The organism is Streptomyces sp. ActVer (assembly GCF_027270795.1).
GTDB classification, from domain to species: domain Bacteria; phylum Actinomycetota; class Actinomycetes; order Streptomycetales; family Streptomycetaceae; genus Streptomyces; species Streptomyces umbrinus_A.
This window is the reverse complement of the sequence record NZ_JAPWHT010000035.1, coordinates 14,583-39,470: the sequence shown is the minus strand read 5'-3', so window position 1 is coordinate 39,470 and position 24,888 is coordinate 14,583. Positions and strand designations below refer to the sequence as shown.

At 70.3% G+C, this 24,888-nt stretch carries 21 protein-coding genes and 1 pseudogene; 11 read left to right on the top strand and 11 right to left on the bottom strand.

All coding sequences use genetic code 11. The annotated features are described in order from the left end of the window. Positions 1-49 precede the first annotated feature (49 nt). Positions 50-1,312: a M23 family metallopeptidase gene (locus O3Q52_RS08785; protein WP_332112887.1), complete on the bottom strand. Its 1,263-nt coding sequence runs from the start codon at positions 1,310-1,312 to the stop codon at positions 50-52. Between the two features lie 297 nt (positions 1,313-1,609). On the opposite strand from O3Q52_RS08785, the gene O3Q52_RS08780 reads away from it, so the two are divergent. Next, positions 1,610-2,524, top strand: coding sequence for an expansin EXLX1 family cellulose-binding protein (locus O3Q52_RS08780; RefSeq protein WP_269648239.1), 915 nt, complete (start codon positions 1,610-1,612; stop codon positions 2,522-2,524). A gap of 27 nt (positions 2,525-2,551) precedes the next feature. On the opposite strand, the gene O3Q52_RS08775 is transcribed toward O3Q52_RS08780, so the two are convergent. After that, entirely contained in the window at positions 2,552-3,445 is an 894-nt protein-coding gene (locus O3Q52_RS08775; RefSeq protein WP_269648238.1) for a class I SAM-dependent methyltransferase, read from the bottom strand. Between the two features lie 85 nt (positions 3,446-3,530). Between O3Q52_RS08775 and O3Q52_RS08770 the strand changes: the two genes are divergently transcribed. Both O3Q52_RS08770 and O3Q52_RS08765 read left to right on the top strand, forming a co-directional pair. Further along, positions 3,531-3,962, top strand: a complete 432-nt coding sequence (locus O3Q52_RS08770) for a helix-turn-helix domain-containing protein (protein ID WP_269648237.1) — start codon at positions 3,531-3,533, stop codon at positions 3,960-3,962. Positions 3,963-4,022: 60 nt separating this feature from the next. Beyond that, positions 4,023-5,210: an epoxide hydrolase family protein gene (locus O3Q52_RS08765; RefSeq protein ID WP_269648236.1), complete on the top strand. Its 1,188-nt coding sequence runs from the start codon at positions 4,023-4,025 to the stop codon at positions 5,208-5,210. 119 nt (positions 5,211-5,329) lie between these two features. On the opposite strand, the gene O3Q52_RS08760 is transcribed toward O3Q52_RS08765, so the two are convergent. After that, the gene (locus O3Q52_RS08760; protein ID WP_269648235.1) at positions 5,330-6,850 is read right to left on the bottom strand and encodes a glycoside hydrolase family 3 protein; all 1,521 of its coding nucleotides are present in this window, start codon (positions 6,848-6,850) and stop codon (positions 5,330-5,332) included. Between the two features lie 537 nt (positions 6,851-7,387). Between O3Q52_RS08760 and O3Q52_RS08755 the strand changes: the two genes are divergently transcribed. The 6 genes from O3Q52_RS08755 to O3Q52_RS08730 all read left to right on the top strand — a co-directional run bounded on the left by O3Q52_RS08755 (position 7,388) and on the right by O3Q52_RS08730 (position 13,395). Beyond that, positions 7,388-8,455, top strand: a complete 1,068-nt coding sequence (locus O3Q52_RS08755; protein ID WP_269648234.1) for a phytanoyl-CoA dioxygenase family protein — start codon at positions 7,388-7,390, stop codon at positions 8,453-8,455. Continuing rightward, the gene (locus tag O3Q52_RS08750) at positions 8,437-9,756 is read left to right on the top strand and encodes a DUF6271 family protein (protein WP_269648233.1); all 1,320 of its coding nucleotides are present in this window, start codon (positions 8,437-8,439) and stop codon (positions 9,754-9,756) included. The genes O3Q52_RS08755 and O3Q52_RS08750 overlap by 19 nt, the downstream gene beginning before the upstream one ends. Before the next feature lie 71 nt (positions 9,757-9,827). Beyond that, the gene (locus tag O3Q52_RS08745; RefSeq protein ID WP_269648246.1) at positions 9,828-11,021 is read left to right on the top strand and encodes a type III PLP-dependent enzyme; all 1,194 of its coding nucleotides are present in this window, start codon (positions 9,828-9,830) and stop codon (positions 11,019-11,021) included. Next, a complete protein-coding gene (locus O3Q52_RS08740) occupies positions 11,018-11,623 on the top strand; it encodes a GNAT family N-acetyltransferase (protein WP_269648232.1) in 606 nt (201 codons plus the stop codon). Before O3Q52_RS08745 ends, O3Q52_RS08740 begins: the two co-directional genes overlap by 4 nt. Next, entirely contained in the window at positions 11,601-12,764 is a 1,164-nt protein-coding gene (locus O3Q52_RS08735) for an MFS transporter (RefSeq protein ID WP_269648231.1), read from the top strand. Before O3Q52_RS08740 ends, O3Q52_RS08735 begins: the two co-directional genes overlap by 23 nt. Positions 12,765-13,020: 256 nt before the next feature. Beyond that, positions 13,021-13,395: a DUF3662 domain-containing protein gene (locus tag O3Q52_RS08730; protein WP_269648245.1), complete on the top strand. Its 375-nt coding sequence runs from the start codon at positions 13,021-13,023 to the stop codon at positions 13,393-13,395. A 335-nt stretch (positions 13,396-13,730) separates the two neighbouring features. On the opposite strand, the gene O3Q52_RS08725 is transcribed toward O3Q52_RS08730, so the two are convergent. Next, a complete protein-coding gene (locus tag O3Q52_RS08725) occupies positions 13,731-14,081 on the bottom strand; it encodes a hypothetical protein (protein ID WP_269648230.1) in 351 nt (116 codons plus the stop codon). 363 nt (positions 14,082-14,444) lie between these two features. On the opposite strand from O3Q52_RS08725, the gene O3Q52_RS08720 reads away from it, so the two are divergent. Both O3Q52_RS08720 and O3Q52_RS08715 read left to right on the top strand, forming a co-directional pair. Continuing rightward, entirely contained in the window at positions 14,445-15,230 is a 786-nt protein-coding gene (locus O3Q52_RS08720; protein WP_269648229.1) for a cyclase family protein, read from the top strand. Next, entirely contained in the window at positions 15,227-16,957 is a 1,731-nt protein-coding gene (locus O3Q52_RS08715) for a thiamine pyrophosphate-binding protein (protein ID WP_269648227.1), read from the top strand. The genes O3Q52_RS08720 and O3Q52_RS08715 overlap by 4 nt, the downstream gene beginning before the upstream one ends. A gap of 104 nt (positions 16,958-17,061) precedes the next feature. Here O3Q52_RS08715 and O3Q52_RS08710 read toward each other — a convergent pair whose 3' ends face one another. From O3Q52_RS08710 to O3Q52_RS08685, 7 genes and pseudogenes are all read right to left on the bottom strand, one after another. Beyond that, positions 17,062-19,368: a Tat pathway signal sequence domain protein gene (locus tag O3Q52_RS08710; RefSeq protein WP_269648226.1), complete on the bottom strand. Its 2,307-nt coding sequence runs from the start codon at positions 19,366-19,368 to the stop codon at positions 17,062-17,064. 29 nt (positions 19,369-19,397) lie between these two features. Beyond that, the gene (locus O3Q52_RS08705) at positions 19,398-20,009 is read right to left on the bottom strand and encodes a polysaccharide lyase family 7 protein (protein WP_269648225.1); all 612 of its coding nucleotides are present in this window, start codon (positions 20,007-20,009) and stop codon (positions 19,398-19,400) included. A gap of 206 nt (positions 20,010-20,215) precedes the next feature. Next, positions 20,216-21,427: an MFS transporter gene (locus tag O3Q52_RS08700; protein WP_269648244.1), complete on the bottom strand. Its 1,212-nt coding sequence runs from the start codon at positions 21,425-21,427 to the stop codon at positions 20,216-20,218. Between the two features lie 56 nt (positions 21,428-21,483). Then, positions 21,484-22,739 (bottom strand): annotated as a pseudogene (locus tag O3Q52_RS08695) (ATP-grasp domain-containing protein). Next, a complete protein-coding gene (locus O3Q52_RS54120; protein ID WP_332112886.1) occupies positions 22,736-23,014 on the bottom strand; it encodes a hypothetical protein in 279 nt (92 codons plus the stop codon). Before O3Q52_RS54120 ends, O3Q52_RS08695 begins: the two are co-directional and overlap by 4 nt. After that, the gene (locus O3Q52_RS08690; protein ID WP_332112885.1) at positions 23,002-23,895 is read right to left on the bottom strand and encodes a pyridoxal-phosphate dependent enzyme; all 894 of its coding nucleotides are present in this window, start codon (positions 23,893-23,895) and stop codon (positions 23,002-23,004) included. The genes O3Q52_RS54120 and O3Q52_RS08690 overlap by 13 nt, the downstream gene beginning before the upstream one ends. Continuing rightward, on the bottom strand, positions 23,892-24,830 hold the full coding sequence (locus tag O3Q52_RS08685) for an ABC transporter substrate-binding protein (RefSeq protein ID WP_269648224.1): 939 nt from the start codon (positions 24,828-24,830) through the stop codon (positions 23,892-23,894). The genes O3Q52_RS08690 and O3Q52_RS08685 overlap by 4 nt, the downstream gene beginning before the upstream one ends. Positions 24,831-24,888: the final 58 nt, after the last annotated feature.

Here is a 24,888-nt window from a genome sequence, read left to right as displayed (position 1 = left end):
TTCGCGCGTACGTGTGCAGGAGCAGGAGCAGGAGCCGCAGCCGGAGCGGTCAGCGGGCGGTGCTCAGCCAGGGCAGCGGGTCCATGTACTGGCCGTCGAGGAGGACCTCGAAGTGCAGGTGGGGCCCCGTCGACAGGCCGGTGGAGCCGACGAGCCCGATCGGGGAGCCGGCGGTCACGGTCTGGCCCGCCGTGACCTGGAGGGCCGACAGGTGACTGTAGGTCGTCTGCAGCCGCTTGCCGCCGATCGTGCCGTGGTCGATCACCACACGGATGCCGTACGCCGAGGTCGTGCCCGCGAACTCGATCCGGCCGTCACGCGCGGCGGAGACCTGTGCCCCTTGAGGCGCGCCGAAGTCCACTCCCGTGTGGAGCTTGGTGACCCCGGTGAGCGGATGCGTACGCGATCCGAAGGACGAGGTGACCGTGAGTGTGCCGACGGGATGGGTCAGTATGGCGGCGGCGTTCTGGCCGCCGTTCTGCTCGGGGTTTCGACGGACGAGTGCGTCGTACCGCGGAAGCCGTGCCTTGACCTTTTCGAGGAATGTGCGTGCGTCGGCGGGAACACGGCCCGCCTGCTTCACGGTGTCCGTCCCGACCGTGTAGGCGGCGAGCGTGAGGTCCACGAGGTTGCCGCTGACCGTTCCCTCGGTCCTGAGGCCGGTCACCTTCTCGGCGAGAGAACAGTCCTGCCGGCCGAGGGCCATGATGGCGTCCTCCGGATCGCGCGGCGAGGAACGGCCGTTGGAGTTGTCGTCCCGGCCCCAGGTCCGCCACTGGGCGTCCGTGAAGCCTGCGATCCCCTGCTGAGACAGGCTGGCGCTGTCGTTGCTCCACCCGGAGAGCTGATCGATCTGAGCGGCGAGGAGGGAGGGAGTGACGACCGTGCAGGCTTCGGCCGCCTTGCGCAGCCAAGGGACGTACGAGGCATCGACGTTGGCGACGGACGTCTGTGCCGGTTCCGACCCCTCGGACTGGTCGGGGGAGAGCCCGCCGGTCAGGGCCAGATATCCCGACACCCCGATCAGCGCCAGCAGACTGGGCGCCACGATCAGGGCGAAGGGTCCGGGACCGCGGCGCCGCGGCCGTTGCTTCTCGTCCGCGGGCGGCACCGCCGACAGGTGCTCATGCTCCGGCTGTTCATCATCGATGACGTCCTCGGCCACCACGACATCCGCCGGCCCGTCCGGCCCGGCATGATCTGCCGACTCTGTACGTGTCCGGTGGCGACTGAACGCCCCTTCGGCGCCGACTCGTTCGGCCGTGCCCGTCGCCTCGTGGACGGCTGCCGCGCCTTCCCTCTCCTCGGTCACGTGCCGGGCTGGCTGCGCGGAGGTAGTGCGGACGGGCGTGGTGTCGACGGAATGTTCATGCTCACATCGGGACGCTAACGGCCCCTCAACCGCACGTCACCGGCCATCGAGGCACACTGGCCTGCCCGAAGGGGCAGTTTCGATGTTCGACGGCATACACGCAGAGCACGCTGCAGGGGCCCCAGCCACCCCACAAACTCAGGCTTGCCGCCGTGCTCCCGGGTCTGGGACCATCACTGACTCCGCGCCCGCGGCCGTCAGGTCGCAGTAACAGGCCGCGGCAGTCAAGGAGGTCCCGTGCACAGACGGTGGCTGTTCATCGCGGCGGCCGGGGCGCTCATCGTTGCCTCCTTGATCGTGGGGCTGGTTGTCGACCACAAGGGCGACACCGGGGACGCCGAGGCCAAGCCCGTCGCCGGTACTCAGGCGGATGTCCCGCCCGCGACCGTGTCTCCGACCGCGTCCGCCGGCGCGACCGAGGCTTCGGCGACGCCGTCGGCCAAGCGCACTCCGCGGAAGGAGTCCGCCAGCCCGACCGCCACGTCGGCGAAGCCCTCGGCCGCGGACACCCCGCGAACCGGGTCCGCCGCCGCGCCGTTGGCGGGACGCATACGGCCCGGTGCCACCTACCGAGGCGTCGCCACGTTCTACGACGCGGACGGTTCGGGCGCCTGTATGTACGACGCGAGCGGTGACGTCATGACCGCGGCGATGAACAGCACCGACTACGAAACCGCCAAGGCGTGCGGGGCGTACGTACTCGTCCGCGCGGCCAACGGGGCCTCCATCACGGTTCGCATCACCAACGAATGCCCGGGCGACTGCGCACCCGGTCAGATCGACCTCAGCGCGGAGGCCTTCGCCAAACTCGCCCAGCCCTCGGCCGGCAAGATCCCGATCACCTGGACGCTGTCGAGCCCGAGTGCCGCAGGCACGGTCTCGGTCCGGTACAAGACCGGGTCCAGCCGCTACTGGTGCGGCATCCAGGTCATCGGTCACCGCAATCCGGTGGCCCGGCTCGAAGTACGCGCGGGCAGCGGCTGGCGTCAGCTGACGCGCGCCGAATACAACTACTTCATCTCCGACGACGGCACCGGGTGCGGCGGCGCGATCAGGGTCACGGACATCTTCGGAGAGCAACTCACGCTCAACGGGGTCGCGTTGACGGCGAACGCCGTGCAGTCGACCCGGGCCCAGTTCGCCAAGCGCTGACCCGGGCCGGTCCTTCGGCCACCCCGTTCACGCGGACGATGCCCGGGCTCCGACCAGCCAACTGGCCGCGGTGAAGCGGACTTCCGCGCCTTGCACGAAGGGGTCGAAGGCGGCGCGGACCGTTTCGAGGACCCGCGCGCGGGTCTGCTCGTCCGCCTCGCCCAGGATCAGGCCCAGTGGACCGAACCGGGAGAAGTAGCGGATCAACTCGCTCTCGGGGAGCGTGCAGGTCACGTCCCTCGGCCGGATGTCGATCCCGGTCCAGCCGGCCTCCTCCAGGATGCGCCGGATCCTGTCGGCGTCCGCGAAGGCGAACTGCCCCGGCTCGTCCGGCCGACGGGCGGGGAGGTTCGGAAGGAGCGGCGCCGCGGCGCGTTCGGCCGTCGTCATGAACGGATTCTCCGCCGGGCCGCGCCACGCGATGAACCTGAGCACGGCCCCGTCCTTCGCGGCACGCCGCAGGTTCGCGAAGGCTCGGACGGAGTCCTTGAAGAACATGACGCCGAAGCGCGACATGACCGCGTCGAAGGTGGCGGGCTCGAACGCGTACTCCTGCGCGTCGGCGTGGATGAAGGACGCTTGCGTATCCGTCTGCTCGGCGCGCGCCCGGGCCGCGGTGAGCATCGGCTCGGAAATGTCGACGCCGACGACGTGCCCTGCCGCACCGAGCCGCCGCGCCACGGCAAGCGTGGTGGAGCCGGTGCCGCAGCCGACGTCGAGCACGCGGTCTCTCTCACCGAGCACGCGGTCTCTCTCACCGAGCACATGGCCTTCCCGATCCGCGGACATCGCTTCGACGAGGAGGTCTTCGAAGGGCCTGAGCACGCCCTCCACCAATGACTGCGCCTCGACCCAGGCATTGGCGGCGGGCCCGTTCCAGCGTGCCGCCTGCTCGTCATCGGTCCTGTGCGTGGCGTCCATGTCCGTCTCCTCTGCCTGTCCTCTGCTTGCCTTCAACGGGCCTCGGTGAGAGCGTGCTACTTCAAGTCGACTTGAGGTCAAGAGAATGACAGACCTGGACATCTCCGAGGTGGCGCACCGCGCCGGGGTTCCCGCCTCGACGCTGCGGTTCTACGAGGAGAAGGGGCTGATCGCCCCGACCGGCAGGCGGGGCCTGCGCCGTCAGTACGATCCCGGCGTACTGGAGCGCCTGGCGCTGATCGCGTTGGGGCGGACCGCCGGGTTCTCGCTCGACGAGATCGCGCGCATGATCGCGCCCGACGGACAGCCACGCATCGACCGGCAGATGCTCACGGACAAGGCGGAGGAGCTGGACAGGACGATCCGCGAACTCGGCGTACTGCGCGATTCCCTGCGGCACGCCGCCGTCTGTCCCGCGCCGAGCCATACGGAATGCCCCACCTTCCGCCGCATTCTCAAGGCCGCCGTCTCCGGCGTTGTCGGAGTCCCGAGGAAGCGGGCTCCGGGGCCACCGTGACCCCGGTACCCCGCGTAGGCAGCGCGAACACGCCGGGGCGCGGCTTGTAGGGCGCGTCCCATGTCGGACGCTTCGCCCCGCCCCGAGCCGTTCACACCACACACCGATCCCGCGGTGCTCGAAGACCTCCGTACGCGGCTGCGCGCGACGCGCTGGCCGGATGCGCCCGAGGACGCCGGGTGGTCGCTCGGTACCGACATCGCCTACCTTCGCGAGCTGATCGCCTACTGGGCGGACGGGTTCGACTGGCCCGCGCAGGAGGCGGCGCTCGCCCGACTGCCCCGCTTCCGCGTCCCGCTCGGCGGCCTGGGCATCCACTTCGTACACGCCAGGGCAGTCGCGCCGACCGGGCCCGCCCTGCCGCTCGTCCTCAGCCATGGCTGGCCGGACTCGTTCTGGCGCTATACGAAGGTCGTCCCGCTCCTCACCGATCCCGGCGCGCACGGCGCCGACCCCGCCGACGCGTTCGACGTCGTGGTGCCGGACATGCCGGGCTTCGGGTACTCCGACCGCCCCGCCGGCCCGCCGCTCGACACCATCGCCGTCGCCGGACTCTGGGCCGAGCTCATGAGCGTCCTCGGCTACGAGCGGTTCGGTGCGGCGGGCGGGGACATGGGCAGCCACGTGAGCCGCTACCTCGCACTTGAGCACCCCGAACGGGTCGTGGCCGTGCACCGTACGGACGCGGGCCTGCCCGTCCTCACCGGCGACCCGGCGGAGCTCACGCCCGAGGAGCGCGCCTGGTTCGAGTCCGCCGCGGCCTGGGGCCGGGCCGAGGGCGCCTACGGAGCCATGCAGAGCACGAAGCCCCAGACCGCCGCCGTCGGGCTCACCGACTCGCCGGCCGGGCTCGCCGCGTGGATCGTCGAGAAGCTCCGGGCGTGGAGCGACTGCGACGGCGACATCGAGCGGGCGTTCACCAAGGACGAGATCCTCACCAACGTCACGCTCTACTGGCTGACGGGGACGATCGGTTCGTCGATGCGTGTGTACAACGCGAACGCCGCGATCCCGGCCGCGCAGCGCACCCGCCGGGTCGAGGTGCCGTCCGGCTTCTCGCTCTTCCGCGGCGACGTCGTCCGCCCGCCGCGGGCCTGGCTCGACCGCACCACGAACGCCGTACGCGTGACCGAACCCCCGCGCGGCGGCCACTTCGCACCGTTCGAGGAGCCCGAGCTGTACGCGGAAGAGGTGCGCGCGTTCTTCCGCCCGTTCCGGGCAGCGGCGGCAGCCGCCGCATCGGGCTGAGGGCGCGGCCGCCCAAAGCAGACCGGCACACCGGCCTGCTCCTGCGCTCGGACAGGCCGTGGCATGCCAAGAAGCCACGGCCTACCAGGCCGCACGGCCCACCAACCCCGCCCGACGGCCTACCGAGCGCCCACCAGCACCTCCGCGGCGGCCACCCCGGAAGCAGCGGTGGCGCCATGGGTGAAGATCTGAACCGCCCCCGGAACAGCGGCACTCGGCAGCCCCATCTCCACGACGATCGCGTCTGGACGCGCCGCGATGAGGTCCGCGAGGGCGCGGGCCATCCACTCGTGCCGGGAGGCGTCCCTGACGACAACGACCAAGGGGCGCCCGGCGGCAGGCTCCAGCGCGCAGGTCTTGAGGGCGCTCATGGCAGCGGTCCGCGAGTCCAACTCCTGGTGCCGCACCCGGGCGGTGGTCGTGCCGGGCAGCCGCTCGCTCAGCGGGGCGGCGACACCCCACGGTGTCTCCTTGCCGATGGCCAGGTTGGTGGTCGCCACGAACTCCACCACGTGTGGCGCGGCGGACAGGGGCAGGGCGTCCCGTGCCGCTCCGGCCAGCCGGATGGCGCGACGCGCGGCCGTGAAGCCGATGTCGTTGCTGATCGCGACGACGGTGTCGGCCTGGACCAGGCCGGCCGACCAGTCGGCGAACTCCCATACACGCCCGGCCGCTTCCTCCAGCCGCTCCCGGGTGAGGTCACCGGAGACCACGGCGTCGGCGAGGGCGCCGGCGAGGAGGCCGACGGTGGCCTCCTCGGCGTTCTCGCCGCCGACACAGACCGCGTCGGCACCGGCGGCGACCGCCTTCACCGTGGCGCCGTCGATCCCGTAGAGGTCGGCGACGGCACCCATCTCGATGGCGTCGGTGACCGTCATCCCCTCGAACCCGAGCTCCCCGCGGAGCAGGTCGCCCAGGATGCGCGGGCTGAGCGTGGCGGGCAGGCCGGGATCGTACGCGGGCACCAGGAGGTGGCCGCTCATCACCGCGCGAACACCCGCGTCCAGGGCGGCCCGGAACGGTGGCAGGGCCTGCGCGGCGATCTCTTCGCGGTCGGCACCGTACGTGGGCAGGCCGTGGTGTGAGTCGACGGCGACGTCGCCGTGACCGGGGAAGTGCTTGGCGCAGGCGGCGACGCCGGCCGACTGGAGCCCCCGGATCCACGCGGCGGTGTGCCGGGACACCACCTTCGGGTCGACGCCGAAGGACCTGACCCCGATGATCGGGTTGTCGGGGTTGGAGTTGACGTCCGCGCTGGGCGCGTAGTCGAGACTCACGCCGATGGCGCGCAGTTGGCGGCCGAGGCCCGCGGCGACGGACTCGGTGAGTTCGGTGTCGTCGACGGTGCCGAGGGCGAAGTTGCCCGGTCGGGTGGAGCCGGTCGCGGACTCGATCCGGGTGACGTCGCCGGCCTCCTCGTCGATCGCGATGATCAACTCGGGGTTTTCCGCGCGCAGTTGCGCGGTCAGTCGGGCGACCTGGTCCAGCGAGACGATGTTGCGGGAGAAGAGCACGACGGATGCGAGCCCGTCGCCGATCTCGCGCAGAACCCAGTCCGGTGCCTCGGTGCCCACGAACCCCGGCTGCAGGACGGAGAGCGCCAGCCGCCGCAACTCCTTGCTGTGCTTGCTGGAGACCATCGAGTGCGTTCGCCTTTCGGGTAGGGCCCGCGCGTCGGTGCCGCCGATGACGACGCATCGACACCACGGCACAGCTTGGTACAGACCAATGAGTCTCCGCTCAGGCTAACCGCTTGTGTCAAGAGGTGCGTTGGGTCGCTGCGTGGGTGCCACCCTGGGGCTGTTGTGCCAGGTGGGCCGCCTCCTGGGTGCTCTCAACCGGGTTTCGGTGCAGGCGATTTGGGTGCGACACGCAGTCAACGACCGTGTTTGACACGACGGTTGGTCTAGTCCAGGTTAGTGGCACGCGAGTTCGAGGGGGGCTGGCGCGGCACCCGATGCAGTGACCCTGCAGGCCGGCCGTCTCTCCTCGTGCCGTGCGACGTGCGCTGCTTCCGGTGTCGTCGTACAGCGCCGGTGCGCGTCCGGAAGCGGGCTGCGCAGACCGCCGCCCGTCCGGATCCACCCGCGATTCACGTGCCGCGAGCCACCGGTGACCGCGTTTCCGTCCTCGTCGACGTCTCCGTCGGCGGGGAATCCCGAGGTCCGGAGCACTGCATGCCCATGCCTGACGACTATCTCCATCGAGCCGCATCTCGCGTCCCCTACTTCAGTTCGGACGGCGAGACCTATCTGGCGCAGACCCCGCTGCGCGACCTCAAGAAGACCGTCCCGCTCAGGGTGCTGTCCGAGGAAGACCTGGCCTTATGGCAGACCTACGGCTACGTCGTGGTGAAGCAGGCCATCCCCGCTTCGGCGGCCCGGAACCTGCTGGACTTCAGCTGGGACTTCCAAGGACTCGACCCCGAGCGCCCGGACACCTGGTACGAGGATCGCGAGTACCGCTCGGACCTGGACCGTGACCTGCACATCTACGGGTTCGTAGAGGCCTACCAGCACCAACTCCTCTGGGACAGCCGCCAGTCGCAGCGGGTCTACGACGCGTTCGTCGACGTATGGGACTGCGAAGAGCTGTGGGTGACCCTCGACCGGCTCAACCTGAACCCGCCCAACATCAAGAACCGCGACCGGGCCCTCATCCCGCGTACGGACGAGGGCTTCGACATCGAGCTGCACTGGGACGTCGACACGACGCTCGGCATACCGCCGCAGCGGGTCCAGGGGATCATCGCGCTCAACGACACCAGTCCGGAACTCGGCGGCTTCCAGTGCTGCCCCGAGCTGTTCCGGCAGCTGGACCGGTGGAAGGCACTCCAGCCGGACGACCGTGACCCGATCCGGCCCAGGATCGACAAGGCCGAATTCCCCGTCGTACGACCGGAACTCGAAGCCGGCGACCTGCTGATCTTCAACGGTCTCCTGGCACACGGAGTCGCCCCCAACACCTCCACCCGCAACGGCGTGCGGGCGGTGCAGTACCTGTCGATGATGCCTGCGCTGGAGACCCACCAGACCCTCAGGGACTCACGGGTCGAGTCATGGCGCACCCTCAGCACTCCGGACTGGAACGCGACGCTGCTCGGCGACGCCGTGCGACACGAGTCCCTGCGGTACGGCAGGGCCGAACTCAGTGACCTGGGCGCCAAGTTGCTGGGCCTCGCGTCCTGGAACGGTCCGGAACTGGACGAGCCGGTCGGAGAAGCGGCATGCGCAGAATATGTCTGACCCTTCCCACCAACAGGCCCTGTTCCGCGACGATCGAGGCCATCGGTGAGGAAGCGGCCTACGCGGCCGAGCACTTTGGCACCGAGGTGCACCTGCTGATCCTGGACTCCTGCGACGCCCCCGCCTACGCGGAACACGCCGAGACCGTACGGCGCCTCCCCGTCGGCCCGCGGATCGTCGTACACCACATGGACGAGGCGCGGCAGCGGGACTTCCTCCAGCGGGCGATCGGCCGGGCCGGAACCACGAAGCCCGACCTCCTGCTGGAACTGATGCTCCCCGCGGGCCTCTCCTACGGTGCCTGCACCAACCGGGCGTTCCTCATCGGCGCCGCACTCGGCTGCGAGTCCGTGCACCGCAGGGACTCCGACAGCCGGTACCAGGTGGTGAACGGCGAGACCGTCTTCCCCATTCATCACGAACTCACCTCGCTCGGCCGACGCGCGGCCGACGCCGCGCACGACGTCACCGAGAACGCGCTGGCCGCGGAGCACGCGGACAAGCGGGTCGCGATGGTGGGCAGCTCCTTCGTGGGCGAACTGTCCGTGGACATCGGCGAGATCCTCCGGATCGACCGCGACGTCTACTACGACCTGGTCAGCCTCTGGGCACCCGCCCACTGGTCGGGCGAGCAGAAGAGGGAACTCGTGGACGAGTCCTTCCGCGGCGCGGGCACGGACGCGTTCGTCCAGGACCACTCGACGCTGGCCCTGGTCGACCCGATGCGCGTGGACATGTGCAACATCAGCTTCCACGGGGTGCACGAACACGTACCGCTGCCACCCGCCACCGACACCATCGGCAGCGACTACTTCCTGATCCACCTGGTCCACGACGCCGTACTGCCCGGTGTGCTGCACAACCGGAACATCGTGAACTTCTACACCGGCGAACGCAGAACGGACGCGGGCTTCACGGCGTACCAGATGCGCTACGTCAAGTTCCTGCTGTCGATGCTCTACTTCAACGTCATCTACGACGGGATGGCCGAGGCCGGCCCGGCGTTGACCGACGAGCGGGGACAGGTGCGCGCGTACGTCGTCGCCCGGCTGGTGAGTGAGAGCACGGGGCTCGACCGCACCGAGAACGTCCAGCGGTTGGACGCCCTCGACACGGCGTACCGGAAACTGGGCGGCGCGTACGCAGAGTTCGCCGACCTCCTGGCCACGCGCCGGGAACGGCTCCTCGACGAGGCCCGCAGCGACATGGAGGACTTCGCCCTCCTGACCGAGGCGTGGGGGCCGTTGGTGCACGCGGCCCGGCACACCCCCGTACACACCTCACCGGGGCGGCCGGGGTGAGGGCGGCCACGACACATGAGTCAGCAACACATGAGTCAGCAACACATGAGTCACCAACGCATGGGTTGGCAGTGCAAGGCTCCGCGAAGCACGAGTCCGCGGCCCTGCTCGCCGCTCTGGCGGCCGCCGACGACGACCGGATCGTCTTCGACCTGACCGGTATCGAGGACCGCTACGAGACGCTGCGGCGTGAACTGCCCGGAGTCCTCGTGCGGTTCGCGATGAAGGCCTGTCCGGTGGACGAGGTGCTCGCGGGTCTGGCGGCGAAGGGCGCCGGAGTGGACGGGGCGAGCCCTCGTGAACTGGAGCAGGCGCTGCGGGCAGGTGTGCCGCTCGACCGGATGCACTACGGCAACACCGTCAAGTCCGACCGGGACATCGCCGACGCCCATCGACTCGGCGTCAGGGACTTCGCGACCGACAGCCTGGAGGACGTGGCGGCCATCGCCGCCCATGCCCCGGGAGCCCGGGTGTTCTGCAGGCTGACGACCACCGGTGAAGGGGCGCTGTGGGGCCTCAGCAACAAGTTCGGCTGCTCACCCGCCGACGCCGTACAGGTACTTGAGGCGGCACGGGCACAGGGCCTGACGCCGTCGGGCCTGTCCGTGCACGTCGGGTCCCAGCAGATGACGGCGGACGCCTGGCACAGCGCCGTCGAATCCCTGGCGGACGTCCTGACCGCCCTGGGCCGGCGCGGGATGTCCCTGGACCATGTCAACCTCGGCGGCGGTCTCCCGGCACTCGGATACCTCGACAGGTTCGGCATGCCCCTGGACCCGCCGATGGACAAGATCTTCGCCGTGATCCGCGAGGGGATGCGGTACCTGAGGGGCGTTCACGGCGACCACCTCCGGTTCGTCATGGAGCCCGGGCGTCATCTGGTCGCAGACCAGGGAGCCATCCGGGCCCATGCGGCCCGGCTCGCCGAGCGGCGGGGACCGGACGGCGAGCGGCAGCACTGGCTCTACCTGAGCTGCGGCAAGTTCAACGGGCTCTACGAGATGGACGCCCTGCAGTACCGGCTCGTGTTTCCCACGCACCCCGACGCCGAGTACGTTCCCGCCGTCGTCGCGGGTCCCACCTGCGACAGCGACGACGCCTACCTCCATGAACACGGCGGTCTCGTCCACGTACCCAAGGACCTGGCGTCGGGGGATCCGGTCTGGGTGATGTCCAGCGGGGCCTACGCGATCAGTTACATGACCCAGGGCTTCAACGGTTTCGATCCGCTCCCGTACACCTGGACGAGGGCGGGCCGCCCGTGACCGACGTCGTACACGTACGCCACATCACCGAGGCCGACTGGGACGGCATCGTGGCGATCGAGTCCCGTGCGTACGCCGGGCTCGGCCTGTCGGAGGGCCGCGCGGCACTTCGGTCGCGGGCGGAGATCTCGCCGGGTACGTGTTTCGTCCTGGACGTCGGGTCCGGGCCGGCCGGCTACCTGCTGGCGTTGCCCTATCCGGCCCTCAGGTACCCGGACCTGGAACGGGCCGAGGAGGCGGTGGTCCCGCCGCTGCCCGCGCCCGCCTCCCGCAACCTCCACTTGCACGACATCGTTGTCGCGGAGGGTCTTCGTGGCAGAGGGCTGGGTCAGCGCCTTCTTCACCACTTCACCCTGACGGCCCGGTCGCGCGGGTACGAACGGATCTCGCTGATCGCCGTCGGCAGCAGCGACACGTTCTGGTCGGCCCGCGGCTACACCGCACACCCGGGGATCTCGCCCGGCGGCTACGGCGCGAACGCCGTCTACATGTCCAAGGCGGTGCCGACCGACCTGGGTCCACAGCCTGAGCCGACCGGCGTGGTGCCGCGCGGCCCCTCCGCCCCGACGAAGCGAGCTGATGTGCGTGTCCCGTGTCCATGACCCCTTTCTTCGCAGCCAGTTGGCGATCGCCGCACTGTTCTGCTCCCTCGGCTTCCAGTACGCCACCTGGGCCGCACGGATCCCGGCCATCAAGGCGGACCTCGGCCTGACCGCGGCCGAGGTGGGTGTGCTGCTGATGGCGGCGGGGATCGGCGCGGTGGCGTCGTTCCCCGTGGTCCCGGTGCTCATGAAGCGGCTGGGGTCGGCGCGGCTCGCGCTCCTGTCGGCCCTCTGCCTGACCCTCCTGCTCCTGGCGCTGGCCGCCGCGCCGAACTATCCGGTCGCCCTGCTGGTCATGTGCGCCGACGGCATCTTCGTGGGATGCCTGAACGTCGCCATGAACGCGCAGGGCGCGGCCCTTGAGACCCTGCACGAACGCAACGCCATGGCCAGACTGCACGCGACCTTCAGCGGTGGCTCGTTGCTCGCGGCGCTCCTCGCCTCCGGCATGAACGCGGCGACCTCGTCGGTCGCGGCGCACTTCGGAGTGGCGGCCGTGATCCTCGTCCTGCTGACCGCCGCCGCGCGCCCCGGACTCCTCGCCGAGGACGCGCCCGCCGAGGATAAGGAGCAGAAGACCCGGAGCAGATGGAACCTTCCGTCCCGTATGACGCTGTGGATGTGCTGCGCCATGGTGTTCGGCACCCTGACCGAGGGTGCCATGACGGACTGGTCCGCCCTCTACATGAAGGACGTTGCCAAGGCGTCGGCGGAACTCGCGCCCATGGGCATCGCCGTGGTGTCGGGGATGATGGTGCTGGCCCGCCTCTTCGCCGACGGCTGGCGCAGCCGCTGGGGCGACGGACGGGTCGTTCTCCTCGGCAGCGCGTTGGCCGCCGCAGGGCTGGCCTTCGCCCTGGTGAGCGGGGGAGTGGTCCCCGCCCTCATCGGGTTCGCCTGCGTCGGACTGGGATGCGCGGCCGTGACGCCCTGCGTCTATGTGGCCGCGGCCAAACAGGGCTCGGACGCGCTGGCCCTCGTCGCAGCCACGGGCACGGCGGGCCTGCTGGCCGGCCCGCCGTTCATCGGCTTCGTGGCGAATGCCAGCAGCCTGGTGTGGGGGCTGGGGGTGGTCGCGGCCGCGGCGGTCGTTGTGTCCCTGTGCAGCACCCAGATCCGCTGGACACCGGTCAGCAGCTGACCCGTTTCGCCGGTCGTCGATTCCGTGATGGGCAGGTCCCGTAGGCAGCGCTGCCTACGAGACCTGCCTCGGCACGTTCCGGGGACGAGTCGTTCTCCGCATCCGGGGAACCTGGAGACGAATGGAGCACAACGACACGAACTCACCCGACCAAGGAGTCCCGCCCGCCGTGACCGTCCCCGAGGAGAAACGTCGCAAGACCGAGAACAGCGAGCCGGTGCCGGAGCAGCCCGAGCGCGCGAGCAGACTCACCGGTCTGGAACGGGCGATGGAGCGCTTCGGAGCGTCGCTGCTCGCGCAGTTCCGCCACAAGGAACCGGTCGAACTGGTCGCCGCCCTGCGCAGGGAGTGCGACGACCACGCAGTCGTGTGCAGCGAGAACCTGGTCGTCGTCCCCAACGCCTACGGTGTCGAACTGCCCGAGTCGGTCCATCAGGAACTCGAGCGGAACGGCGGTCGCGTCGACCAGGTGCTCACCGACAGCCTGCTCCGGCACGGCGAGAGCCGGGGCTACGCATGGGCCGGACCTCTCGCGGTGCACGTCACCCAGTCACCCTCCGTGCCGAACGGCCGGTACCGGGTGACGAGCCGCGTGATGCGCCACGTACGGGCCGAATCGTTCCACCACTGACCCCAGGGCCGGGAGTGTCCGGCCCGAGGCGTCGGGCTTGAGGCGTTCGGCCGCGAGTGTCCGCCCGTCAGTTCGTGGTCCCGGTAGATCCTGAACGCGGAGACGTCCGCCACCTTGGTGTTGGCGGCCCAGCCGTCGGTGGTCCAGACGCGGGCGCTGATGCGGTGCGGCTGGTTGGTGTTGGTGACCGGCACCTCGACCTTGCCCAGGTAGGTGCCCGTGTCGTACATCGCTCCGGGCCAGGGGCCCGGCGTCGTGGGAGACGTGATGTCCGGCCGGACCAACGAGGGGCATGATCATGAGTTACGTGCCCCTGCCCTGCCCGGTCCTTGAGGTCAGCGCCGCGGCAGCCATTCGCTGAGCGCGTCGATGAGGCGGTCGAGCGCGGGCTGCTCGGCGGATCGGTCCGTCATGACCGTGCGTCCGTTGAACTGCAGCGCGTACTGGAACATGTCGGCCGCCCCCGTGTCGATCGTGAACTCGGGGACATCGGCGAGGGCCGGATCGCCGAGCAGCGTGCGCAGCTCCGTGAACTGGGCCTTGCTCGTCCGGCGCACGACGGGGTCGCCCTTGTCCTCGGCGAGGACGGTGCCGTCGCCCCGGAGAACCACCTTCTGGTTGACCCCCGCGAAGCCACCGGTGACCGTCATGGTCACCAGCTTCTGCTTGGGCCCGGTGACGGGCACCGGCGACGGGCTCCTCGAAGCCGAAGCCGAAGCGGAAGCCGAGTCGGACGGGTAAGGCGTGGGTGAGACCGGCGGCTTGGCGGAGGAAGGGGGCGCGGTACTGGCCGCCGTACTCGCCGTGCCTGCCGTTCCCGCCGCATCCGGCGACTCCGCCGAATCGCCGCCCGACCCGGACGTGCAGCCGGTCAGTCCCAGTACCCCGACCGCGATCACCGAGACCGCCATCGCGGCCGTACGCCCTTCGAACATCGTGCCCCCGTCCGTCACCGTCGACCGACCCAACCGGACTGTGAGTACCACGGAACCGCAATCGTCATGTCCGGTGCCATGCTGTCAGTTCCGCGCTGCCTCATGGAGGTCTTCATGCCCGAGCCGTCCGTCCTCGCCTCGCTGGTGTCCGCGCTGCGGAGCGGGGCGATCGAAGTCGTCGACCTGACGGCGCCGTTGTCGTCGTCGACACCGGTACTCCAGTTGCCGCCCGAGTTCGGCCAGACGGCGGTGTTCGAGCTGGACGAGATCAGCAGGTACGACGACCGGGGGCCGGCCTGGTACTGGAACAACTTCCGCAGCGGCGAGCACACCGGCACCCACTTCGACGCCCCGAACCACTGGGTGACCGGCAAGGACCTGGCCGACGTGGCGTCCGTACCGGTGAACCGGCTGGTCGCACCCGCCGCCGTGCTGGACTTCACGGCGGAGGCGCGGGAGAACCCGGACTTCCTCGTGGAGGTCGACCATGTGAAGGCGTGGGAGGCGGAGCACGGGCCGCTGCCCGACGGCGGCTGGCTGTTGGTGCGCACCGGCTGGGACACGCGCTCGCATGCGCAGGAGCCGTTCCTGAACGCGGACGAGAACGGCCCGCACACCCCAGGCCTGTCGCCGGAATGCGCCCGCTGGGTGGCACAGGAGTCGCCCGTCATCGGTCTCGGGGTCGAGACGGTGGGCACCGACGCCGGTGGGGCCCACTCGTTCGACCCGGCCTTCCCTTGTCACTCGTACCTCATGGGCAGCGACAAGTACGGGCTGACCCAGTTGCAGAACCTGGCGGTGCTGCCGGCGACCGGCAGCGTCGTCGTCGCCGGGCCGCTGCCGATCGTCACGGGGTCCGGGTCTCCCGCGCGGGTGCTCGCCCTGGTGGAACGTTCGTGAAGGTCGCCGAGGCCGTCGGGCGGGCGCTGTACGCGGCCGGGGTCGGTCAGGTCTTCGGCGTGGTCGGCTCGGGCAACTTCCATCTCACCAATGCCATGGTCGCGGCGGGTTCGCGGTTCGTGGCCGCACGTCATGAAGGCGGCGCGGCGACCATGGCCGACGCGTACGCCCGGATCAGCGGAACGGTGGCCGCGCTCAGCGTTCATCAGGGACCCGGCCTGACGAACGCCATGACCGGCATCGCCGAGGCGGCCAAGAGCCGCACGCCGCTGCTCGTGCTGGCGGCCGAGGTGACCGAGCCGCGGTCCAACTTCTACGTCGACCAGGAGGCGCTGGCGCGATCGGTGGGCGCGGTCTCGGCGCGGGTCACGTCGGCGGAGGGCGCGGTCACGCAGGCCCTCGACGCCGTTCGCCGAGCCGTGTGCGAGCGGCGGACCGTGCTGCTCAACCTCCCGCTGGGCGTGCAGGCCCTTGACGTACCCGACGTATCCGATGTGCTCGCCGACGAGTCGACCCTCGCCGTCGTGCCGCCCGAACGGGCGCCGGTGGAGCCGGAGTTCGCCGAAGTGGAGGCGCTGGCGCGGGTGCTGGAGAAGTCCCGGCGGCCGGTCTTCGTGGCCGGCCGGGGGTCGCGTTCACCCGGCGCCCGGGACGCTCTGATGGCGCTTGCCGAACGCCATGGCGCGCTGCTGGCGACGTCGGCCGTCGCCCGCGGCCTGTTCCACGGCGAGCCGTGGTCGCTCGACGTGTCCGGAGGCTTCGCTTCGCCCCTGGCGGCGGAGCTGATCCAGGAGGCCGACCTGATCGTCGGCTGGGGCTGCGCGCTGAACATGTGGACCATGCGGCACGGCCGGCTGATCGGCCCGGACGCCACCGTCGTACAGGTCGACGACGACGCGTCGGCCCTCGGCGCACATCGGGAGGTGCACCTCGGAGTCACCGGCGACGTGGAACTCACGGCCCGGCGCGCGCTGGAGACGGACGACGCGAACCGGCAGGCCCGGCAAGGGGAACAGGCCCGGCAAGGGCATCAGGGCAAGCAAGGGCAACAGGGCCAACAGGCCCGCCAGGGCTTTCGGACCGCCGACACCGGCGCGTCCATCGCCGCACGCGTGCGCTGGCGGGACGTGCCGTACGAGGACACGAGCACCCGCGAGCGCATCGACCCGCGCACACTGAGCATCGCGCTCGACGACATCCTCCCCGCGGAGCGGGTGATCGGCGTGGACTCCGGCAACTTCATGGGCTACCCGAGCATGTACCTGTCGGTGCCGGACGAGAACGGCCTCTGCTTCACCCAGGCGTTCCAGTCGATCGGCCTCGGCCTGGCGACCGCGATCGGCGCGGCACTGGCACGGCCGGACCGGCTTCCCGTTGCCGCGCTCGGTGACGGCGGCGCGATGATGGGCGCCGCGGAACTCGACACCGTACGCAGGCTCGGGCTGCCCATGGTGGTCGTCGTCCACAACGACGACGCCTACGGGGCCGAGGTCCACCACTTCGGGCCGGGCGGACATCCCCTGGACACCGTCGAGTTCCCGCCGACGGACATCGCCGCCGTGGCGCGGGGCTACGGCTTCGAGGCGGTGACCGTACGCACGCGGGCGGATCTGAAGGCCGTCGAGGACTGGCTCGCCGGGCCACGCTCCGTCCCCCTGCTCATCGACGCCAAGGTGGTCGCGGACCGAGGTGCCTGGTGGCTGGAGGAGGCGTTCCGCGGACACTGAACGACGGCCGGTTGTAGGCCGGGGTCGTGGCCGACACATGCGGGTGTCGGCGTGACCGGGCAGCGGTGTTGCTCCTCGCGGGCCGCCCGGCCACGCCGAACCGCCTACGGCAGTCCCCAGGGCTCTCCCGGCTCGCTCGGGGAGACCGGGGCGATGACGAGGTCGGGTCGCCTGCCCGCGTACAACAACACCTCGCGTCCCTTGGGCAGTTCGACGGCCAGGGTGCCGTCGTCCGCCGTGTGGGTACGGGCAGGGGTGCCGTCGTCCAGTACGGCGGTCACCCGTCCGCCGGTCAGACCGTGCCGGGGGCGCCGCGGCGCGCCCGCCAGACTCCGTACGCGTACAAAGCGGGTGACGCCGCCGCTGCGGACCGCGCTGACCAGGAAGGCTCCCTGGGTGCGGAAGTCGTGCAGGGTGACATCGGCCCAGGAGTCGGGCACGGCCGGAAAGACCCGTACGACGCCGTCCCAGCTCTGGCAGAGCATGTCGTGCAGGGACTGCGACGCCGACAGCGGTGTCTCGATGACCGGCCCGGCCTCGGTGTAGTGGGTGTTGGCCCGGCACGGGTAACGGGTTGTGGTGTCGAAGAACTTCTTCAGGTACGAGAGGGCTGTGTCGCCGCGGCCCATCATGGCGTACAGCGACGCGGCGCCCGTATAGCTGTAGCCGCGGTGGGAGCCGGTCAGCGCGTGCCAGTGGACGACCGACTTCTCGATCAGCTCGCGCTGCTCCGGCTGGTCCCAGTTCACGAGATACAGCGGATAGACCATCAGCAGGTGCGAGTAGTGGCGGTGGGACTGCGCGTACGGCGTGTCCGCGCCGATCATGAAGCCGTTGTCGTCCACCGGATACGGCGTCAGCCTGGCCAGCACCTCCTGCCAGCGCGGCGCGAGCGGGTCGTCGACGCCCAGGCGCTCGGACGCCTCAAGCAGCGTGCCGCAGCCCCAACGGATCAGCGCCAGATCGTAGTTGGTGTCCTTCGGAGGGACCACCGGATACTCCGGGGACAGCGTCGACGGCAGATGCAGCTTGCCGTCGTCGCCCGGCTGGAGGAAGTGCAGGTAGTAGTTGATCGCGCGGCGCAGCAGCGGGTACACCGTGTCGCGCAGCAGGTCCTCGTCCATGCTGTGGCGGTAGCTCAGCCATACGTTGTGCAGGGCCCAGGTCAGATTGCCCGCCTCGCCCCCGCTGCCCGGCACGGGGACACCGCGGTTCGCGAACATGTCGGAGCTGCGGCCGACTCCGGCGCTGTCCGCCCGGTACGCGGCGGGCACGTTCGCGATCAGCTGTTCCTGGTTCTGCCTCAGTGTGCTTGCGAGCGAGTCGAGTTCAAGGTGGTTGGAGCCGTGGATGAGCCAGTACTCCAGCTGGATGTTGAGATTCCACCACACGGCGGGCCAGGGGGTGGGTTCGAGCCAGGGTCCGCAGGTGGCCATCGGGGGGCCGCCCTCGCGGCTGGCCGACGCGATCTTGTAGAGCTGGATCCAGTGGAAGCTCTGCAGCCGTTCGTCGGGGATCGAGACGAAGCTCCGGCGGTAGAACACGTGCCACCAGCGGGTGTGCTCTCTGCGGAGCGCTGCGTAGGGAGCGGCACGCTGGATCTTCTTGAGCGAGGCCTCCCCGGCCCGGGTGTCCGAGGGGTGGCTGTGGGCCACGTTGAGCAGCAGGGTGTCGCCGGAGCGGCGGTAGGCGGTCGCGGTCTGGCCGCCGCCGAGGAGCGGCTGGAGCACCTGCTCGACGTCGCCGGTGGTACGGGTGGTCCAGGGCGGGTTGGGCACGTATCCCGTGGGCGGTGCATCGCTGATCTTCCGGGGGCTGACGGCCTCCTCGGGGTGGAACGTCCAGCGGACCTCCTCGTCGCCGTCGGCCGTGACGCGTGCGGCGAGGATTCCGTCGTGGATGAGGGCGGAGAGCGTCAGGGTGCCCTTGTCGGTGGTGATGGTGCCGGTGAGTTCGGCGTTCCACAGGCTCAGGCGCCAGTCGACCGTGCCGATGGTGCCGACCGGATCGAGGGTCAGATGTCCGACGGGCAGTCGGCAGGTGCCCCAGCCGCTGCCGAACTCGGGCCGGTGGTCCTGCACCTCGCCGTGCTGGACGGTGAAGCGGACGCTGTTCGCACCCGGCTCCTTGTAGACCATGCTGCCCAGCCGGCCGTCGCCGAGGAACGGTCCCTCGTGCCACAGCGTGGGCATCCTGCGCCACACCAGGTCCTGCCTGCGCAGGAAGTCGGTCCACGCGCCGTCCGAGCCCATGCGGTTGCGGAGCTTCCAACGGCCGTCGGCGGAGCCGGCCGTGAGGTCCTCGCCCACGGCGTCCGGGACTTGGGCGGATGCCGCCTCGGCGACTCCTGGCAGCGCGGCGGCTGCCGTGCCGCCCAGCACCGAACCGAGCACAACTCTTCTAGAGGTCATCTGCGGGTGCCTCCAAGATGCGACACGGTTCACCGCGTCCAGTACGTGAGGTTGCGGAAGCGTGCCTCGGCCCGGCCACTGCCGTGGTGGTAGACACCGTTCTTGAAGTGGCGGGTGGCGGGTCCCCGGTCCTGGGTCGTCAGGACCAGTTCGTCGTCGAAGTAGACCCTGACGCTGCGACTGGAGGCGTTGTGTTCGAGCTTGACGTTGAACCACGTGTTGTAGGCGTTCGTCCTGAGGACCGTGCTGTCGTACGCCCTCACCGTGCCGCCGCTCGCGCTGTAGGCGTTGAGCATGAAGTCCGTCGCCGGTGTGCCCGACGGGTGGATCACACGAAGGATCTGCATGAAGGTCGCGCCGTTGGTGCCGGACGGGAGGTACACGTCGGCGTCCCACATGTGCTGTCCGGACGTGTACTCCTGCCTCCAGCGCATCTCGGTGCGCGGGTCGGTGGAACTGCCCTGCGACATGGGCTCGTCGGTGTCGTACACCCACATGCGGTGGACGCCGCCGCTGTTGCTGTACCGGTCGCCCAGGTCCAGGTTCCACGGCTTCTGCATGCCGTAGGTGAACGCGGTCTTGTTCCAGCCGTCCGTGGGCGACGAGGCGGAGGCGGCGGCGGAGGACGTCGACGGGGTCATCGCCCAGGCGGCGCCTCCGGCGAGTAAGCCTCCGGCGGCGAGAACGGTTCGTCTCGATGGATTTGAGGAGGGCATGCCAATCCAATCCTCGGAGCGATACGAGTGATTCGAGCGATTCATCGGGTCTATTGCCTGACGAAGGGTAGATCTGGCCGCTTGGGGCGTCAATGATGGTGGTGAGCCCAAAATAGATCCGATGTACAGGGTCAGTGGTCGGTCGCGGAATCGGGGCGGAGGCGGCGCAGTGCACGGATCAGCAGCGGGGGCAGCAGCGCGCACTGAACGGCGACCGCGGCCCAGAAGAGACCGGGACACCCCGAGCGCTCGGCCAGTCCGTAGCCCTCGCCTCCCGCGATGCCGCTGGCGAACGCGCCGATTCCGGCGGCCAGCCGTTGGTGGCCGAAGACGACGGCGGGGGCTCGGGGAGACCGGGCCAGGGCTTCGAGGTCGTTCTTGAGAAAGAGCACGATCTCGCCGAGGCAGATGAGCAGGGCTCCGGCCAGCAGGGCGGCGGGATTGCCGAGAGCGAGCGTGGCCATGCCGACGGCCAGCGCTGCGAATCCGAGTCGCAGGGCACGGTCGTACGGCATGCGGGCTATCCGGTCCGACAGGAGCGGCTGGGCCACCACCAGGAGCACGGCGTAGAGGGCGAGGACCAGACCGTAGAACTCCGTCGAGGTCCGGGGCACGGCGTACACCGCGAGGTAGTGCTGGAAGAACATGAAGACGTAGACGCTGAGGACGGTGACCGCGAAGGGCAGGACCGGCAGTCCGGCGAATGGCTTCTGCCGCTGGCGGGGCGGGTGTTGGGGGTCGACACCTTCCCTTTCCGGGTGGTGGTCCGGGGCTTCGACGGGCAGCAGCGCGTGGCCCACGGTGATGGCCGCGAACAGTACGGCGACCGCGGTGAAGAGTCCCGCCGAGGCGCTGAGTACGAAGGGGGCGGCGGCGAGCGGACCCAGCGCGATACCGGCGTTGAGGGCGGAGCCGCTCGCGGACAGCAGCAGCGGGTGCTGTTCGTCCGCGACGCCGTGCACCAAGTACGCCTTGTTGGCGGGCAGATAGAGCGCGGCACCGCAGGAGACGAGGAACAACGCGGTGACGGCCGCGGCCGGATGGCCGAGCCCCGGGACGAAGCCGGCGAAGCCCGCCGTACGGACCACCAGGGCGAGCAGCATGGTGCGTTGCAGCCCGATGCGTTCGGCGACCACCGAGCCCACGACACCACCGGCGAACTGTACGAACGAGGCGATGGCGAGCACCACGCCGACGGCGCCGAGTCCCATCCCCAACTGCTGGTGCAGCAGTACCGACATGAAGGGCAGCACCGCGAAGCTGCCCAGCGGGATGAGGAACGATCCGGCCAGCAGGAAGTACTGCGGGCCGCTGAGACCGGTCAGCCCTTTGAGGCGTTTCAGCCCGGTGAGCCGTGCCGGGCGGGATCGCAGTCGGCCGGGCGGCTCGGCCGGCGGTGTCACCCCTTGCCGTCGGCCGCGACGACCGCGCGTACGCTCCCGGCCGCGCTGAGCGCCCGGTGCAGGGCCAGTTCGGCCGTCGCTGCCTCGGCCAGCACGATCCCCGTACAGCCTCGCTGGTCACCCAGGTGCTCCACACGCCGCCCGGGGACGGCCGTCGGATACCACTCGGGCGAGCCGGGGAAAGCGGACAGGGCGTCGAGGCCGGTCCAGCCCCTGAGCGTGCCGCGCCGGTCCGGGTAGACGAGCACGAAGCCGGTGGCGGGACCGGAGGCGGAATCGACCGGGCCGTCCAGCAGCGCGGGGCGGCGGCCGAGAGCCGTGTCGACCATGGCCTCGTAGACATGCCCAGGGCCCGGCACAGTGCCTCGCCGACGAGCGCACCGCCGATACGGCGGTTGATCTCCACCAGTTCCGGTCCCTCGGCGGTGAGGACGAACTCCACGTGCGCGAAGCCGGAGTCATGGCCGGCGGTCACCAGTACGTGCCCCACCCAGTCCTGGAGCAGGCCGAGTTCGGGATCAGGGAAGGCCACGGGGAACGCCGCTGCCTCCTCTCGGACCGACGGCTCGGGGGACATCTGCCGACTGAGGACGCCCATCAGCCTCGTCTCGCCCTCCCAACTGAGGGTTTCCGCGCTGTAGACGGGGCCGGAGAAGAAGGGCTCCGCGAACAGCCCGCCGGCGAAGGCGCGTTGGGCTGCCTCGGCCAGAGCGGCGTGCAGCTGCTCTTCGTCGCGTACCGGCCACACGTTGCGGGAGGAGGTGCCCGCCGAGTCCTTAAGAACCGCGGGGAGACCGATCCCGCGGAGGATCTCGGCGGCTGCGGAGGGATCGGCGGTGCCCCCTGGGCGGACGGCGACGGTCAGGGCGCGGCCACGGCTCAGGCCACGCTCGTGCAGGAGAGTGCGCACCCGGCTCTTGTCGCGCAGCAGCCGGACCGCGGCCGGGTCCGGCCCCGGGAGGCCCAGTTTGGCGGCCAGGTCGGCGCCCGGAACGCTCCACGTGTCGGTCGAGTTGACGAGCCCCCGCAGGTCGGGCACGGCGGCCAGCGCGGCCGCGCAGGCGGACTCGTCGAACGTGTCGACGTCGACGATGTCGAGCACCGCGAGCGCTTCGGGCGTGAGGTGGGCGAGTTCGTGGCGGTAGACGGCCCGGTCCCCGGTCAGCAGGCACAGCCGGTGCCCGGCGCCGCCGGCCGCCTCCGCCAGGCGGCCCAGTCCGAAGGTGAGCGCTTCCAGGGCGGCAATGGTCACGATGCCCGGTCCTCCTTGTTCGTTGAGGCAGTTGATACGGCGGCCGATACGTCGGTCGATGTGGCGGTCGGTGCCGGTACCTGTGCCGGCGCTGCGGTCCCGCGTACGTCGTAGCGCCGCCGTTCCCACGCCATCACGGACCAGGGCGGGGCGAGATCGGCAAGGCCGGTGATCTGGTGGGGCTTGAGGACGCTCGGGTCGAGGGCCTCCTCGTGGCGGGCGAAGACGCGCTCGGTGTAGCGGTGTCCGGTGTCGGCGCCGATCACGACGTGCACCCGCTCGGGGTGGTGCGCGGCCTCCCAGCCTGCGACCAGGTGGGCCGCACCGGTGGACAGGCCGGCGAACACGGCGTGTTCCCGCAGCAGACCGACGGCACCGGCCATGGCGTGGCGGAAGTCGAGCCAGTGGAGCGTGTCGTAGAGGTCGTGGCGGACGTTGTCGAACGGGATCGAGCTGCCGATGCCCGCGATGATCGCCTAGGGGTCGCTGAACCCCTCGCTGCCGAAGGTGACGCTCCCGAAGGGCTGCACCCCAACAGCCGTACGGCCCGGCCGCGTTCGCGCAGCGGATCCACCAGGCCACCGGTGGACGACCCCGTGCCCACGGCACCCACGACGGTCAGCGGGGCGTCGGGCAGCGCACGGTCGACCAGGTCGGCGAACTCGCGGTAGCCCGTGTAGTGGACGGCGTCGTGGTACTGCCGCATCCAGTGCAGACCGGGCCGCTCGGCCAGCAACTGCCGTACCCGGCGCACCCGCCGTTCCTGGTCGAGCCTCAGATCCCGCGAGGGCGGCATCTGGTCCAAGGTCGCCCCGAGGATCTCCAACTGGGCGCGCATCGCGGCGTCCACGGTGGTGGAGGCGACGATGTGACAGTTCAGCCCGTACCGGTGACACGCCGTCGCCAGGGCCAGGGCGTAGATGCCGCTGGAACTGTCGACGAGGGTCTGGCCCGGCTGGACGGTCCCCCGCTCCAGCAGGGAGCGGACCGCGCCGAGGGCGGCGTAGACCTTGAGGGTCTCGAAGCGGGCGAGCACCACGTTGTCGGACAGCCGCAGCAGGTCGGGGGCCTTCATCGCGTCGGTGATGTGTTCGTGGACCGGGGGAGTGGGTGCGGGTCCTGGTTCGGGTGCGGTACGCGTCGGAGTCACCGTCACCGCCCGACCGAGCGCAGGTAACGGCCCAGGTCCTCGGCGCCCTCGACGTTGCGGGGGCCGCTGACGGCGTCGCCGTACGACATCACGAAGAAGCGGTTGTCCTTCACCGCCGGTACCGACTTCAGACTCTTGAGCGACTTGAGGTAGGCGATCTTGTCCTTGGCGGGCTGGTCGGCGTAGTCGACGATCACGATCACTTCGGGTTTCGCCTCGATCACCGGTTCCCAGCCGACCGTCGTCCAGCCCTTGTTGAGCCCGTCGAAGACGTTGGTCGCTCCGGCGGCGGTGACGATGTCGTTCGGCGCGGCATGGCGGCCCGCGGTGAACGGCTGGTCGGTGCCCGAGTCGTAGACGAAGACCTTTGCCGGATCGCCCTTCTCGGGCCAGGTCTTCTTCAGCGCGGCGACGCGGTCCTTGAGGTCGGTGACGAGCTCGTCGGCCCGCTTCTCGACGCCGAAGATCCGGCCCAGGTTCTCCAGGTCGGTGTAGAGCGCGTCCAGCGGTTTGGCGTCCACGCTCTTGTCGCCGTAGTCCCAGCAGGTCTCGGTGTGCAGATAGCTGGCGACGCCGACCTTCTCCAACAGGGCCGGTGTGATGCCGCGTTCCTCGCTGAAGCCGGAGTTCCAGCCGGCCAGCACCCAGTCGGCCTTGGCGTCGACGACGATCTCCCGGGTGATGCGCTCGGTGCCCAGCCGCTCGACCCCGGTGTAGTCCCCGCGCCAGGGCGAACCCTTGATGGCCGGGTCGCCGAGCTTGTTCATGACGTAGCCGCGCATCCGGCCGGCCAGCCCGAGGGAGAACATCTTCTCGGCGCCGCTGACGTCGCCGATCCCGCCGCCGGTGAGGGCCGCCCACAGGAAGTGCACGACCTCGGCCGGCGGTACGACGGTCGGCCCCAGCGCGATCCCCGCCAGGACGGAGACCACCAGCGTCACGGAGAGCACCACCAGCGCGGTCAGCAGCCTGCCGCGACCCGCACCGCGACCGTCCGGC